The sequence below is a fragment of the Pseudonocardia sp. DR1-2 genome, from assembly GCF_023717215.1.
Taxonomy (GTDB): Bacteria; Actinomycetota; Actinomycetes; order Mycobacteriales; family Pseudonocardiaceae; genus Pseudonocardia; species Pseudonocardia alni.
On record NZ_JAMQOF010000004.1, the window covers coordinates 595,870 to 609,355 of the forward strand.

Annotated in this window: 16 protein-coding genes; 1 reads left to right on the forward strand and 15 read right to left on the reverse strand. The window is 76.2% G+C overall.

What is annotated here, in order from left to right; translation table 11 throughout:
* Positions 1-18: 18 nt before the first annotated feature.
* From ND486_RS15125 to trmD, 8 genes are all read right to left on the reverse strand, one after another.
* On the reverse strand, positions 19-1,200 hold the full coding sequence (locus ND486_RS15125) for a DNA-processing protein DprA (RefSeq protein ID WP_251784838.1): 1,182 nt from the start codon (positions 1,198-1,200) through the stop codon (positions 19-21).
* A complete protein-coding gene (locus tag ND486_RS15130) occupies positions 1,197-2,711 on the reverse strand; it encodes a YifB family Mg chelatase-like AAA ATPase (protein WP_251784839.1) in 1,515 nt (504 codons plus the stop codon). The genes ND486_RS15125 and ND486_RS15130 overlap by 4 nt, the downstream gene beginning before the upstream one ends.
* Positions 2,711-3,073, reverse strand: coding sequence for a YraN family protein (locus tag ND486_RS15135; protein WP_062401027.1), 363 nt, complete (start codon positions 3,071-3,073; stop codon positions 2,711-2,713). Before ND486_RS15135 ends, ND486_RS15130 begins: the two co-directional genes overlap by 1 nt.
* A 134-nt stretch (positions 3,074-3,207) precedes the next feature.
* Entirely contained in the window at positions 3,208-3,531 is a 324-nt protein-coding gene (locus ND486_RS15140) for a DUF2469 domain-containing protein (RefSeq protein WP_020627284.1), read from the reverse strand.
* Positions 3,528-4,298 (reverse strand): ribonuclease HII, encoded by a 771-nt coding sequence (locus ND486_RS15145; protein ID WP_251784912.1) that lies wholly within the window; start codon positions 4,296-4,298, stop codon positions 3,528-3,530. Before ND486_RS15145 ends, ND486_RS15140 begins: the two co-directional genes overlap by 4 nt.
* A 93-nt stretch (positions 4,299-4,391) precedes the next feature.
* Positions 4,392-6,656, reverse strand: a complete 2,265-nt coding sequence (gene lepB / locus ND486_RS29790) for a signal peptidase I (RefSeq protein WP_251784840.1) — start codon at positions 6,654-6,656, stop codon at positions 4,392-4,394.
* 42 nt (positions 6,657-6,698) lie between these two features.
* Positions 6,699-7,055 carry a 50S ribosomal protein L19 gene (gene rplS / locus ND486_RS15155; protein WP_060714490.1) on the reverse strand — a complete coding sequence of 119 codons (357 nt, stop codon included), beginning with the start codon at positions 7,053-7,055 and terminating at the stop codon, positions 6,699-6,701.
* Between the two features lie 398 nt (positions 7,056-7,453).
* Entirely contained in the window at positions 7,454-8,230 is a 777-nt protein-coding gene (trmD, locus tag ND486_RS15160) for a tRNA (guanosine(37)-N1)-methyltransferase TrmD (RefSeq protein ID WP_251784913.1), read from the reverse strand.
* A 51-nt stretch (positions 8,231-8,281) separates the two neighbouring features.
* On the opposite strand from trmD, the gene ND486_RS15165 reads away from it, so the two are divergent.
* On the forward strand, positions 8,282-9,040 hold the full coding sequence (locus ND486_RS15165) for an MgtC/SapB family protein (protein WP_251784841.1): 759 nt from the start codon (positions 8,282-8,284) through the stop codon (positions 9,038-9,040).
* 19 nt (positions 9,041-9,059) lie between these two features.
* Here ND486_RS15165 and ND486_RS15170 read toward each other — a convergent pair whose 3' ends face one another.
* From ND486_RS15170 to ND486_RS15200, 7 genes are all read right to left on the reverse strand, one after another.
* Positions 9,060-9,605 carry a Clp protease N-terminal domain-containing protein gene (locus ND486_RS15170; RefSeq protein ID WP_251784842.1) on the reverse strand — a complete coding sequence of 182 codons (546 nt, stop codon included), beginning with the start codon at positions 9,603-9,605 and terminating at the stop codon, positions 9,060-9,062.
* Between the two features lie 13 nt (positions 9,606-9,618).
* Positions 9,619-9,834: a helix-turn-helix domain-containing protein gene (locus ND486_RS15175; RefSeq protein ID WP_062401017.1), complete on the reverse strand. Its 216-nt coding sequence runs from the start codon at positions 9,832-9,834 to the stop codon at positions 9,619-9,621.
* A gap of 94 nt (positions 9,835-9,928) precedes the next feature.
* The gene (gene rimM, locus ND486_RS15180; protein WP_062401014.1) at positions 9,929-10,480 is read right to left on the reverse strand and encodes a ribosome maturation factor RimM; all 552 of its coding nucleotides are present in this window, start codon (positions 10,478-10,480) and stop codon (positions 9,929-9,931) included.
* Positions 10,477-10,707: an RNA-binding protein gene (locus ND486_RS15185; RefSeq protein WP_149663515.1), complete on the reverse strand. Its 231-nt coding sequence runs from the start codon at positions 10,705-10,707 to the stop codon at positions 10,477-10,479. The genes rimM and ND486_RS15185 overlap by 4 nt, the downstream gene beginning before the upstream one ends.
* Before the next feature lie 5 nt (positions 10,708-10,712).
* Entirely contained in the window at positions 10,713-11,216 is a 504-nt protein-coding gene (gene rpsP / locus ND486_RS15190; RefSeq protein ID WP_251784843.1) for a 30S ribosomal protein S16, read from the reverse strand.
* Between the two features lie 147 nt (positions 11,217-11,363).
* Positions 11,364-12,359: a CPBP family intramembrane glutamic endopeptidase gene (locus ND486_RS15195; RefSeq protein ID WP_251784844.1), complete on the reverse strand. Its 996-nt coding sequence runs from the start codon at positions 12,357-12,359 to the stop codon at positions 11,364-11,366.
* Complete coding sequence (locus ND486_RS15200) at positions 12,356-13,474, reverse strand: amidohydrolase family protein (RefSeq protein WP_251784845.1); 1,119 nt, start codon at positions 13,472-13,474, stop codon at positions 12,356-12,358. The genes ND486_RS15195 and ND486_RS15200 overlap by 4 nt, the downstream gene beginning before the upstream one ends.
* Positions 13,475-13,486 lie beyond the last annotated feature (12 nt).

Here is a 13,486-nt window from a genome sequence, read left to right on the forward strand (position 1 = left end):
GCCGCCGCGGGGCCCCGGTCAAGGACCCGCGCGGCGTGCCGGACGCTGCCACAGTCCCTGGTGGTACTCGGCGAGCCCACGGTCCTCCAGTTCGGTCAGTGCCGCGCGCAGCTCGTCGGGTCCGACGCCCGCTGCCTCCCCGATCCGTCCCGGCGGCCACGCGGCCCGGGCGGGCAGCGCGTCGTGGACAGCCAGCACCCGCGGGTCGAGCCCGTCGGTCGGGCGGGACTCCCCCTGCGGCGGCAGGGCGAGGTCCACACCCAGCCGGCCGACGACCTCCAGGACGTCCTCGGGCCGCCCGACGAGGCCCGCCTGGTGGGAGCGGACCAGCTCGTGGCAGCCGACCGACATCCCCGAGGTCACCGGCCCCGGCACCGCCATCAGCGGGCGCCCGAGCGCGGTCGCGTCGGCGGCGGTGCGCTTCGTCCCGCTGCGTGCCCCGGCCTCGACGACCAGGGTCCCGACACCGAGTGCGGCCAGCAGCCGGTTGCGGACGAGGAACCGCAGCCGCCCGGGGATCGTGCCGGGCGGGTACTCGGTGAGCACCAGTCCGGTCGCGGCGATCCGCTCCAGGAGACCGGTGTGCGCGGCCGGGTAGACGCGGTCCGGGCCGCAGGCCAGCACCGCGACCGTCGCGCCGTCGACGGCGAGCGCTCCGCGGTGCGCGGCGGCGTCGATCCCGAACGCGGCGCCGGAGAGGACCGCGACGCCGCGCCGGGCCAGCGTCGCGGAGAAGTCCGCGGCCACGTTCAGCCCGTACGGGGTCGCGGCACGCGACCCGACGACGGTGACCGACCGGTCGGCGAGCGTCGCGATCTCCCCCGGCCCGCGGGCCCACAGCGCGATCGGGGGCGCGAGGTCGGCCCGCGGGGCCTCGGCGAACGACCGGAACGGCCACGACGGCCAGCCCCGGTCCTCCGGCACGAGCAGCCGGGCCCCGGCTGCCGCGGCCGCCTCCAGGTCGGCCTCGGAGCGGTCGGTACCCCGCCGGGCCGCCGCGGCGCGCAGCAGCTCGTCGGGGACGGCACCGCGACGCAGCCGGTCGGCCGCCTCGACCGGCCCGTACCGGTCGACCAGGGCGACGAGGTGCCGGTTCGGGGGTTCGACGCAGCGCAGCAGGTAGGCGCGGGCGCGCAGGACCTCCTCGGGCACCGTGCCGGAGTCGGTACCCGGGCGGACGGCCGGGACCGGGGCGCTCACGCGGCACCCCGCTCGCGGAAGTACAGCGCCGCGTCGACCAGGCCGCGGTCGGGCCGTTCGGCCCCGGCGAGGTCGCTGAGCGTCCACGCGACCCGCAGCGCGCGGTCTGCGCCGCGGGCACTGAGGTCCCCGGCCCGCAGCCGGGCCTCCAGCGGTGCGATCACCCGGGCGGGCAGTGGGAAGCGGGTCCGCAGGGCGGGGCCGGGCACCTCGGCGTTGCACCGCCACCCGTGCTCCGACCAGCGCGCGACGGCGGCGGCGCGGGCGTCGAGCACCCGGCGGCGGACGGTCGCGGTGTCCTCGCCCCGCTTCTCGGTCACCCGCAGCGCGGTCACCGGCTCCATCGCCACCCGCAGGTCGACCCGGTCGAGCAGGGGGCCGGACAGCCGGGACATGTAGCGGCGGCGGACGTCGGGGCGGCAGGTGCAGTCGCGGTCGATCGGCGGTGCGCACGGGCACGGGTTCGCCGCGAGCACGAGCTGGAACCGGGCCGGGTAGCGCACGGTGCCGTCGGCGCGGGACAGCCGGACCTCGCCCTCCTCCAGCGGAGTGCGCAGCCCGTCGAGGACCGAGGCCGGCCAGTGCGGGCACTCGTCGAGGAAGAGCACACCGCGGTGGGCCAGCGACACCGCACCGGGCCGGGCGACGCCGCTGCCCCCGCCGAGCAGCGCCGCGGTCGACGCCGAGTGGTGCGGCGCCACGAACGGCGCGCACGTACTGAGCGCCCCGCTGTCGCCGAGCCGGCCGGCCACCGAGCGGATCGCGGCGAGCTGCAGCGCCTCGGCGCGATCGAGCTCGGGCAGCAGCCCCACCACGCGCTGGGCCAGCATCGTCTTGCCGGTGCCGGGTGGGCCGACCATCAGCAGGTGGTGCCCGCCGGCGGCGGCGATCTCCAGGGCGCGCCGGGCGTCGTGCTGGCCGAGCACGTCGGCCAGCTCGGGTGCCGCGACGGCCGGGGCCTCCTCCTGCCCGCCGTCGTGCCGGTGCAGCAGCCGGTTGCCCGACGCCCAGTCCAGGACGTCGCCGAGGCTGTCGGCACCGAACGCCTCGATCCCGTCGACCAGCGCGGCCTCGGCGAGCGCGGCTCGGGGCACGACGGCGCGGACCATCCCGGCGTCGCGCGCGGCGAGCAGACAGGGCAGCACACCGAGCACCGGCCGCAGCCTGCCGTCGAGGGCGAGCTCGCCGAGCAGCGCGGTGCCGCGCAGCCGGTCGGGCGGCACCGCGTCCGCGGCGACGAGGACACCCAGCGCCAGGGCGAGGTCGAACCGGCTGCCGGTCTTGCGCAGGGTCGCCGGGGAGAGGGCGAGCACGATCCGCTCGTTGGGCCAGGTGCGGCCGGAGTGCACGATCGCGGACCGGACCCGGTCCTTGGACTCGTTGAGGGCGGCGTCGGGCAGGCCCACGAGGTGCACGCCGGGCATCCCGCCGCCGATGACCGCCTCGATCTCGACGGGGACGCCGTCGACGCCGTGCAGCGCCACCGACCAGATCCGTGCCGGGGGCCGCATCAGAACGCCGCCGGGTAGTGGGTGAGCGTGACCGGCCGGCCGGGCCGGATCAGGACCGCCACGACGTCGAACCTGATCTCCACCCAGCTCACCCGGTGGGCGGCCATGAACGCCTTCGCCAGCAACCGGATCCGGCGTGTCTTGCGGCGGGTCACCGCCTCGGCGGGCTCGCCGTAGCGGAGCCCGGAACGGGTCTTGACCTCGCAGAACACCAGCCGTTGCTGCGGGTCGACCGCGACGATGTCGATCTCACCGTGCGTGCACCGCCAGTTGCGGCTGAGCACGACCATCCCGTGTGCCCGCTCGAGGTACTCGGCGGCGGTGTCCTCACCGCGGCGGCCGAGCTCGTCCTTCGCTGCCATGGGTCCACGATCGGGCCGGACGGGCCCGTCGCGGGGGTGGATCGGCAGACTGTGGACGGATCCGCCGGTTGGGGACGGGCACCGCCGGCCGCGCCGCCGGGGCGGCGGAACCGTCGGTGGGGTCTGCTACGCGCTCAGCCCGGGAACTGGTCGTCGTCGGGGAGCCGCAGGTCAGGGGTGTCGAGCTCCTCGATGTTGACGTCTTTGAACGTCACCACCCGCACGTTCTTGACGAACCGCGCCGGGCGGTACATGTCCCACACCCACGCGTCGGACATGCGGACCTCGAAGTAGACCTCGCCGTCGGCGTTGCGCGGGGCGACGTCGACGGAGTTGGCCAGGTAGAACCGCCGCTCCGTCTCCACGACGTAGGAGAACTGGGCGACGATGTCGCGGTACTCCTTGTAGAGCGTGAGCTCCATCTCGGTCTCGTACTTCTCGAGATCCTCGGCGCTCACCGGCCCGCTCCTCCTGTGACGATCTCCAACGACTCCCACGCCCCGACCGTGTCCACCGGGTCTCCGGGGTCGGGTTCCTGCTCGGGGAGCGCCCCATTGTGGACCAGCCCCGCCGGGACCTCGCGCCCGGCCACCGCGGCGACGTTCGCGAAGGAGAACCGGTGCTCCGGGCAGGGCCCGTGTGCGCGCAGCGCGGCCTCGTGGTCCGGCGTGCTGTAGCCCTTGTGCACGGCGAAGCCGTAGCGGTCGTGCTCGGCGTCGAGCGCGGTCATGATGCGGTCCCGCGTGACCTTGGCCAGCACCGACGCCGCCGCGATGCAGGCCGCCACCCGGTCCCCCTTCGGCACGGCGAGGGCGGGGCGGCCGAAGCCGCGGACCGGGAAGCCGTCGGTCAGGACGTAGCCGGGCGGGACCGCGCTCAGCGCGGCCACCGCGCGACGCATGCCCTCGATGTTGGCCACGTGCACCCCGCGGCGGTCGACCTCGGCCGCCGGGATCACGACGACGGCGTGGTCCAGCGCCCGGGCGCGGATGCGGTCGTACCAGTGGTCGCGGGCGGCCGGGGTCAGCAGCTTGGAGTCGGTCAACCCGTCGAGGGCCTTCGCGTCCGCGGGCCGCAGCACCGCCGCGGCGACGACCAGCGGTCCGGCACTCGCACCGCGACCGGCCTCGTCGACGCCGGCGACCGGGCCGAGCCCGTGGCGCTGCAGGACCGTCTGCAGGGTCCAGGTGCCGCCGTCGCGGACGACGGCGCGCGGCGGACGCAGCCCGTCGGGCAGGACCCGTACGGGCCGTCGGCGGGCGCGCGGCCGTCCGGTGGGACGGGCGCGGCTGGGCGGAACCGGCACGGTGCTCCCGGGTCAGGCTCTCCGGCGCCACCCGTGCGGGGGGCGCGTCGCGGGCAGGAACCGCTCGGCCTCGGCACGGGCGAGCAGAGCGCGTCGCCGGCCGGCCGCGAGCGGCAGGGTCCCCAGGATGCCCAGCGCGAGCGGCAGCCCGGCGGGCAGCCCCGGGAGGCCGGCCGCCTCGGCGGTGGTCTGCGGGTCGACCGCGCTGACCCAGCCGAACCGATCGAAGGGCAGCACGATCAGCCGGACCTTGCCGATGATGTTGGCCTCGGGGATGGGGCCGTGCCCGGCCGCCCGGGAGTCCGCGGAGTTGTTCCGCGAGTCGCCCATCATCCAGTACTGGCCCTCGGGGACGGTGATCGGGCCGAACGGGATCTGCCGGGCCGGACCCGCCTCGGGCAGGTAGTAGATGTAGGGCTCCTCCAGCGGCTGCCCGTCGACGACGACCTGGTTCAGCGCGTCGCAGCAGGAGACGGTCTGGCCGCCGACGGCGATCACCCGCTTGACGAAGTCCTTCTCGTCGGGCGGGGCGATGCCGACCAGCGAGCCGAGCGACTGCAGGCCCTTGAGCAGCGGGTTCTCGCTGCCCTCGCCGCTGTAGGTCTCGCTGGCCCAGCCGTCGGTGCCGCGGAACACGACGATGTCGCCCGGGGTGATGTCGGTGAAGTTGTAGGTGACCTTGTCGACGAGCACGCGGTCGTTGTTGCAGCCGGTGCAGCCGTGCAGCGTCGTCTCCATCGAGCCCGACGGGATGACGTAGACCTTCGCGAGGAAGGTCTGGATGAGGACCGTCAGCAGGATGGCGACCCCGGCCAGGAGCAGGATCTCCTTCCAGAACGCCGTCTTGGGCTTCTCCTCGCCCGCCGCGGCCGCGGCGGAGCCGCGCCCAGTCAGGGCGGCGATCCGGCCGCCGACGCCGACGGGGCCGCTGCGGCGCGCGGCGCGGCCACCGGTGGCGCGCTCCGGCTCGTCCGTCGCGTCCTGCGGGTCGGCGGGGATGTCGTCGGGGTCCTCTGCCGGTTCCGCCGGGGCGGCGGCCGGGCGACGGCGGCGCGGGGGCCGCGCCGGCGCGTCGGCGCCGGGGTACGGGACGGCGACGGTCCCGGGGTCGTCGTCGACGTCGTCGCCGACCGGGGCGGCGGCCGCGCGGGCGCGCCGCGGGTCGGTCTCCGGAGGCACCCGGCGACGCGTGGTCGCGGCGGCGTCGGGGTCCGGCGGGGCCGGGCGACGGGTGGTCGGGGCCCCGTCGGCGTCCGGTGGGGCGGGACGGCGGGTCGTCGGTGCGGCACCGTCGACGGGCGGGCCGACGGGCCGGCGACCGGGGACACCACCGTCGGGGCGGGGCTCCGGGCGGGCGCCGTCGGAGTACTCGGCGGACGGGCCGCGGACGGGCGGACGGCCGGAGACACGACCGCGCGGGTCGGGGCGGCCGTAGCCCTCGGTCGCGTACCCGTCGGGCCCGCGGCCCTCGGGCGCACGACCGTCCGCCGGGTAGCCGTCGACACCGTGGCCGCGGGGGGTGTGACCGTCGGGGGCGCCGGGCGCGGGACCGGAGGGGCCGAAGCCGGGGGCGGCGGGGGGCCGGCCGTTGCGCCGGGGCGCGTCGGGACCACGCAGGGGCGGTGCGGCGGACGGGTCGAACCCGGAGGCCCGGCGACCGGGCCTGCCGTCGGGGGCGGGCTGGTCGGGGCCCGGGCGGACGCCGTGACGTCCGGTGCCCTCGGGGCGCCCGGCCGGCGGCGACGGATGACGGGGGTCCGGGGCCTGCTCCGGACGGCTGCCGGACGGCGGCGGCCACGGCCTGCCGTTCGGTGCGGCGCCGGGCTCGGGGCCGTCGGGCCGGTTCAGCCGGGCCGCGTAGCGGGCCCGCAGCGTGTCCGGGCCCTCGGTGGCCGGGGCGGGCCGCTCCTCGGGGAGCGGGCCGCCCGCGTCGACGCCGTGCCGCCCGGAACGTCCGGCGGCGAGCTCGTCGAAACCGTTGCGGTAGCGACGCCCGCGGGGACGGGCCTCGTCGGCGCCGTCCTCCGGGCCCGCGTGCCGGGTACGGACCCCGCGCGGTGCGCCCTCGGGCTCACCGTCCGCGGAGCCGTCCCGGGCCGGCACCCCGTGCTGCAGCGCGGTGCCGAGCAGCCACTGCTGCTCGTCACCGCCCGGCTCACCACCGGCGGGCGGCGGGTCCTCGGGGGCCCGCCGCCGACCGGGGCGCTCGGGAACATCGCTGCCGCGATACCGCCGGGGGCGGGCCCGGCGGTCGTCGGGGAGCTCGGGGAAGGCCACGCGTCGAGATTACGTCACCGGTCCGTCACGACAGGGTGACGGTCAGGACGCGGTGGTCTCCCGGCGCTCCTTGATCTTCGCGGCCTTGCCGCGGAGGTCGCGGAGGTAGTACAGCTTCGCCCGGCGGACGTCGCCGCGGGTGGCGACCTCGATCTTCTCGATGTTCGGCGTGTGCACCGGGAAGGTGCGCTCGACGCCGACGCCGAACGAGATCTTGCGGACGGTGAAGGTCTCGCGGGCACCCGAGCCGTGGCGGCGGATGACGACGCCCTGGAAGATCTGAGTACGGGTGCGGTTGCCCTCGATGACCTTCACGTGCACCTTGAGGGTGTCCCCGGGCCGGAAGTTCGGGATGTCGGAGCGCAGGGTCTCCGCGTCCAGTGCGTCCAGGGTGTTCATGTCGACGGTCCGTCCTCGTGTGTCGTTCGTGCGGGTCGTGCGGTGCCGGTCCCGGGTCGATCCGGGATCGCGCCCGGGCCACGGGGCGGTCGTGCCGTACGGCGACGACGCTCCTCACGTGGCGGGCTCGGTACGGCCGGCGCCACCGGCGGGACCGGGGGCACACGTGACCGTCACCGGGCACCACACGCGGCGCTGGCAACCCGTCCATAGTGCCAGACGGGCAGATCGCTCCGGACACCCGGTGGTGCGAGGGCGTCCGGAGCGGCTCCGCGGGCCCGGTCGTACCGGACGGACCGGGCACCGCCGGTCGCCGGTGGGGGCCCGCCGGGCGACGGCGGAACGGTCCCCCTCGCCGGCCCCGGAGCCGGGCCGCGGACGCCCACCGGCGGGAACGCTCAGGCGGTGGGGGCGTCGGCGTCGTCGTCGGGGCGCCGGGCGGCGAGCACGGCGCGGTCGGCGGCGTCCAGGGCGTCCGGCCCGAGCGCGTCGAGCAGGTCGGGGCGCCGGTCCCGGGTCCGTTCCAGGGCCCGGTCGCGCCGCCAGCGGGCGATCGCGGCGTGGTTGCCGCCGCGGAGCACGTCCGGCACGGCCAGGTCCCGCCACACCTCGGGACGGGTGTAGGACGGGCCCTCCAGCAGCCCGTCGGAGAAGGAGTCCTCGGCGGCCGAGCGCGGGTTGCCCAGCACCCCGGGCAGCAGCCGGGCGACGGCCTCGACCATCACGAGCACGGCGACCTCCCCGCCGACGAGCACGTAGTCGCCGATCGACACCTCGTCGACGGTGATGCCGCGGGCCCGGGCGTCGAGCAGCACGCGCTCGTCGATGCCCTCGTAGCGGCCGCAGGCGAAGACCAGCCGCTCCTCGGCCGCCCAGGCGTGCGCGGTGGCCTGGGTGAACGGCCGCCCGGCCGGGGTCGGGACGACCAGCCGGGCGGGCGGGTCGGGGGTGGCCAGCACGTCGTCGAGGGCCTCGCCCCACACCTGGGGGCGCATCACCATGCCCGGCCCGCCGCCGTACGGGGAGTCGTCGACGGCCTGGTGCACGTCGTGGGTCCAGTCCCGCAGGTCGTGCACGGCGACCTCGAGCAGCCCGCGGTCGATCGCCCGCCCCAGCAGTGCCTCGCGCAACGGCTGCAGGTAGGACGGGAAGATGGTGACGACGTCGATCCGCACGGCGCGGATCGTCGCAGGCGCCCGTCCCCCCGTGCAGAAGGAGGTCATGCGATGTCGGAATCCTGGGCCGAGCCACTCTGGTCGACGGCGGCGCAGTGGAGCCTGCTGCCGCCGGTGCTGCTCGCCCTGCTCCTGACGACGGCGATCGGCCTGGAGCGCGAGGCCGGCGCGAAGAGCGCCGGTCTGCGCACGCACGTTCTGGTCGGTGTCGGCGCGGCGGTGTTCATGGTCATCTCGAAGTACGGCTTCGCCGACCTGCTCGCGACCGAGCACGTCGCGCTGGACCCGTCCCGGATCGCGGCCCAGATCGTGTCGGGGATCGGGTTCATCGGTGCCGGGCTGATCTTCGTCCGGCAGGACGTCGTGCGCGGGCTCACCACCGCGGCCACGATCTGGCTGGCCGCCGCGGTCGGGACGGCGTGCGGTGCGGGCCTGGCCCCGCTGGCCGTCCTGGCGACGGCGGCGCACTTCCTGGTGACCCGGGGCCTGCAGCCGGTCGCGCGGGTGGTGCGGCGGCACCGTCGCCGACCCCCGGTGCTGCGGATCCGCTACGACGACGGCTACGGCGTCCTGCGCGGGGTCCTGGAGCGCTGCACCGCGGCCGGGTTCTCGGTGGCGGGGGTGGCCGTGCACCGCGGCTCGGTGGCCGCCGGCGGCGTCCGGGTCGCGGCGCTGACCCTGCGTCTCGACGGCCGGGGCGACCTGCCCGGCCTGGCCGCCGCGCTGTCGGAGACCGACGGGGTGCGCTCGGCGGAGACCCGGGTGGACCCGACCGAGGACCCGGACGACCCGGACCGCACCGACGACTGAGCCGACGAGCGGGCCCGGCTCAGCCCGCCCGGCGGGGCCGCCGTCGCTCGACGGCGCGCCGGGTCCCGTACAGCGTCATCCCGTGCCGGTCGAGCACCTGCGAGGCCGCGGTGTCCGGGTGCAGCAGCCCGAGCAGGACGTGCTCGGTCCCGATCGACCGGTCGCCGAGCCGGATCGCCTCGCGCAGCGCCAGCTCGAGGGCCTTCTTCGAGGACCGCTCGAACGGGATGTGCCCGGCCCGCCACCGTTCGCGCCGCGGACGGTCGAGCGCTCCGGGCCCGAAGCCCGCCTCCACCGCGCTCCGGACGGCGTCGAGGTCGATGCCCAGGGTGGCGAGGGCGTCGGCGTCGCGATCGGGCACGCCGTCCGCCCGGTCGAGCTCCTCGACGACGGCGCGGGCGTCGATCCCGGCCGCGGCGAGGAGCCCCTCCCCCGGCGTGCCGGGGCTGCGCAGGATCCCGAGCAGCAGGTGCTCCGTCCCGATCCGCCCCGCGTGCCTCATCCGTGCGATCTCCTGGGCCAGGACGACGACCCTGCGGGCCTCGCCGGTGAACCGTGCGAACACGTGCGTCTCCCCTCTACAGGCCGAGCCTGCGGTACTTCTTGTGCACCGCCTGCCGGCTGATCCGCAGTGCGTCGGCGATCTGCTGCCAGGACCAGCCCTGGTTGCGGGCGCTGGTGACCTGCAGCTCCTCCAGGGACTCCTGCAGCTCGCGCAGGGCCACCACCGCCCGCAGCCCCACGGCCGGGTCCGTGCTGGACGCCGCCGCGGCCACCGCCGTCGCATCACTCATGACTGTCAACATAGGTTGACACTCCGAGGATGTCAACCCTGGTTGACACTGCGACCACGAGAACGGCCCGGCACCACAGGGTGCCGGGCCGGGATCAGTCCTCCGGGTCGAGCAGACCGTCGGGCGGGTCGAGGACCACGCGCCCACCCGCCACATCGACGGTGGGCACGATCGCCCCGACGAACGGGACGAGTGCCTCGTGCCCGGCCGGCCGGCGGACGACCAGCAGGGACCCGCCGGGGCCGTGGACGACGTCGGTGACGGTGCCCGCCTCGGTCCCGTCGACCAGCTCGGCCCGCAGACCGGTCAGCTGGTGGACGTGGAACTCCTCCGGGTCCTCCGGCTCGGCGAGCGCGGAGGTCGGCAGCCGGAGCTGGACCCCGCGCAGGGCCTCGGCGGCGTCGCGGTCGGCGACGCCCTCGAAGAGCACGAGCCAGCGGCCCGAGTGGGCGCGCGCACCGGTGACGGTGAGCGGCCCGGGGCCCGCGGCGCGGGGCCGGTGGCCCTGCAGGACGGCACCGGGCGCGAACCGCTCCGCCGGTGCGTCGGTGCGGGGCTCGACGACGACCTCGCCGCGCAGACCGTGCACACGTACGACGACGCCGACCAGGACCTGGCCGGCGTCGTCGGGTGCGGAGCTCGTCACCGGTCGGTGTCGACGACGTCGACGCGCACGCCGCGACCGCCCACACCACCGATGACGTTGCGCAGGGCGGTGGCGGTCCGGCCACCCCGGCCGATCACCTTGCCGAGGTCGTCGGGGTGCACCCGGACCTCGAGGATCCGGCCGCGACGCCCGGTGACCAGGTCCACCCGGACGTCGTCGGGGTGGTCGACGATGCCGCGCACGAGGTGCTCGAGCGCGTCCGCCATGAGAGTCACGACTGGGTCGACTCGGTGGCCGGCTCGGCCGCGTCCTTGGTCGCGTCGGCGACGTCGTCGCTCTTCGTCGCGACCTCGGCCGGGGCGGCGTCAGCGGTCTTGCCGACGCGGTCGCCACCCTTCTTCTTCGGGGTGGTGGCCGCGGTGGTCGGCTCCTCGTTCGCCGCCGCCAGCGCCTCGTTGAAGCGAGCCAGCTTGTCGACCTTCTCGACCTGCGGCTTCAGGGTGCCCTCGGTGCCCGGCAGACCCTTGAACTTCTGCCAGTCGCCGGTGATCTCGAGCAGGTTCTGCACCGACTCGGTCGGCTGCGCGCCGACACCCAGCCAGTACTGCGCACGGTCCGAGTCGATCTCGATCAGGCTCGGCTCGTTCTTCGGGTGGTACTTGCCGATCGTCTCGATGGCCCGGCCGTTGCGGCGCGTACGGGAGTCCGCGACGACGACGCGGTAGTACGGCTGACGGATCTTGCCCAGACGCATCAGCTTGATCTTGACGGCCACGCTGTGGTGCTCCTCGCGAATGTCGATTCGTGCTGCGATGAGTCAGCCGGCCTCGCGTGGGGTTACGGGCTCGCTCACTCGTAGGTGTCGGCCGTGGCAGGTAGAGGGCCGGCCACGGACCCGATCGGCCATTCTGCCAGACGTCGTTCAGACCGCGGGAAAGGCCCCGACCAGCATGAGGGCCAGGGCCAGCCCGGGCAGGAAGTTGTTGACCGCGTGCGCCACGATCCCGGCGGTGACGCGGCCGGTCAGCAGCCGTGCGACCCCCAGCGGCAGGGCGACGACGAACAGCAGCGGCGCGCGCAGGAACTCCAGGTGGGCCAGCGCGAACACCGCCGTGGTCAGCACGAACACGACCCACCGGTTGCCGACCCAGTGCGCGATGGCGTTCCACAGCAGGCCGCGGTAGACGATCTCCTCGCAGACCGGGGCGACCACCACGACGCCGACCATCACGGCCAGCGCGACCGGCCACGTCGTGCGGATGCCCTCGAAGGCGACGCCGACCGAGGTCGTCAGGTCCGGGCCGACCAGGTAGAGGTAGGCCAGCGCGGCCGGGATCGTGACGAACAGCCCGGCGACGCCGATCAGCAGCCCGATGCCGACGTCCTCCCAGCGGAACCGCAGGCCCAGGTCGGCCACGGGCCCGCTGCCGAACACCCGGGTCCAGACGACGCAGGTGAGCGCGGCCAGGATCGTCGGGACGACGATCGCGAGCAGGACCTCCTGCGCGGAGTCGACCTCCCCCAGGCCCAGCGCCAGCAGGAACGACGAGCCGAGGAACACGATCTCGACGACCAGGAAGGCGAGCAGTCCGCGGAACGGTCGCGGCGGGGGCGGCGACGGCTCGATCCCGAACAGCCCGCGCCGCGGCGGCGGACCGTACGGCGCGCCAGGACCGTGGGTCGCCGGACCACCCGGGCCGTACTGCCCGGGCCCGGCGGGGCCGTACTGCCCGGGCCCGGCAGGGCCGTACTGCGCCGGCCCGCCCGGCCACCCCGCGGGCGGCCACCCGGCGGGCGGCGGACCGGCGGGCGGCGGACCGGCGGGCGGCGGACCGGCGGCGTCGGACGGGGTGGAGCCGACCGGGTCGTCGGCGGAGGCCCCGGGCGGTCCCGGCGGCGAACCGGGCGAACTGCTCATGCCCCCGTTGATACCCGACGTCCGCGGATCAGGACCACCGACGGGGCCCGCAGCACGCCGAGATCCCCCCGCGGGTCGCGGTCGTACACGACCAGGTCGGCCGGCGCACCGGGCAGCGGACCCGCCGGGCGGCCCAGCCAGGACCTTGCGGCCCAACTCGCGGCGCCGATCGGGTCCGGGTGCCCGGCGCGGGCCAGCTCGGTGATCTCGTCGGCGATGCGGCCGTGCCGGATGCCGCCGCCGGCGTCGGTGCCCGCGTAGACCGGGACCCCGGCCTCGATCGCGCGCCCGACGGTCTCCCAGGCGTGGGCGTGCAGGTCGCGCATGTGACCGGCGTAGCGCGGGTACTTCGTCGCCTTCTCGGCGATCCCGGGGAAGGTCTCGACGTTGATCAGGGTCGGCACCAGGGCGGTGCCACGGGCGGCCATCTCCTCGATGAGCTCGTCGGAGAGCCCGGTGCCGTGCTCGATGCAGTCGATCCCGGCCCGGATCAGCCCGGGCAGCGCCTCGGTGCCGAAGACGTGCGCGGTGACGCGGGCGCCGGCCCCGTGCGCCGCGTCGACGGCCTCGGCGAGCACCTCGTCCGGCCAGAGCGGGGCGAGGTCGGCGTCGTCGGGGCCCGCCGCGCGGTCGATCCAGTCCCCCACGAGCTTCACCCAGCCGTCGCCGCGGGCGGCCTGGGCCCGGACCTCGTCGACGAGCAGGCGCGGGTCGTCGAGCTCGGCGGCGAGCCCGGGGATGTAGCGCTTCGGGCGGGCGACGTGCCGCCCGGCCCGGATGATCTCGGGCAGGTCCTCGCGGGCCTGCAGCGGCGAGGTGTCGACCGGGGACCCGCAGTCGCGCAGCAGCAGGGTGCCCGCGTCGCGGTCGGTGCGGGCCTGCGCCGCGCACTCCTCCAGGTCGGTGACCGGGCCGTCCGGGCCGAGCCCGACGTGGCAGTGCGCGTCGACCAGGCCGGGGACGATCCAGCCGTCGGTGACCAGGTCCTCCGCGCCGGGCAGCGGCTCCGGGCTGACCCGCCCGGAGCCGTCGACGTACAGGTCGGCGCCCGCGGCACCGTCGGGGCCCAGCAGCGTTCCGCGGAGCCGCCACCCCGCGGCCGGAAGATCGGTCATGGGTGGCGACCC

Bases quoted from the DNA above. Each gene is read 5' to 3' on its own strand.
- ND486_RS15175 (WP_062401017.1), bottom strand. From the start codon at position 9,834: ATGAGTGATGCGACGGCGGTGGCCGCGGCGGCGTCCAGCACGGACCCG.
- ND486_RS15130 (WP_251784839.1), bottom strand. From the start codon at position 2,711: ATGCGGCCCCCGGCACGGATCTGGTCGGTGGCGCTGCACGGCGTCGAC.
- rplS (WP_060714490.1), bottom strand. From the start codon at position 7,055: ATGAACACCCTGGACGCACTGGACGCGGAGACCCTGCGCTCCGACATC.
- ND486_RS15165 (WP_251784841.1), top strand. From the start codon at position 8,282: ATGTCGGAATCCTGGGCCGAGCCACTCTGGTCGACGGCGGCGCAGTGG.
- ND486_RS15185 (WP_149663515.1), bottom strand. From the start codon at position 10,707: ATGGCGGACGCGCTCGAGCACCTCGTGCGCGGCATCGTCGACCACCCC.
- ND486_RS15135 (WP_062401027.1), bottom strand. From the start codon at position 3,073: ATGGCAGCGAAGGACGAGCTCGGCCGCCGCGGTGAGGACACCGCCGCC.
- ND486_RS15195 (WP_251784844.1), bottom strand. From the start codon at position 12,359: ATGAGCAGTTCGCCCGGTTCGCCGCCGGGACCGCCCGGGGCCTCCGCC.
- ND486_RS15200 (WP_251784845.1), bottom strand. From the start codon at position 13,474: ATGACCGATCTTCCGGCCGCGGGGTGGCGGCTCCGCGGAACGCTGCTG.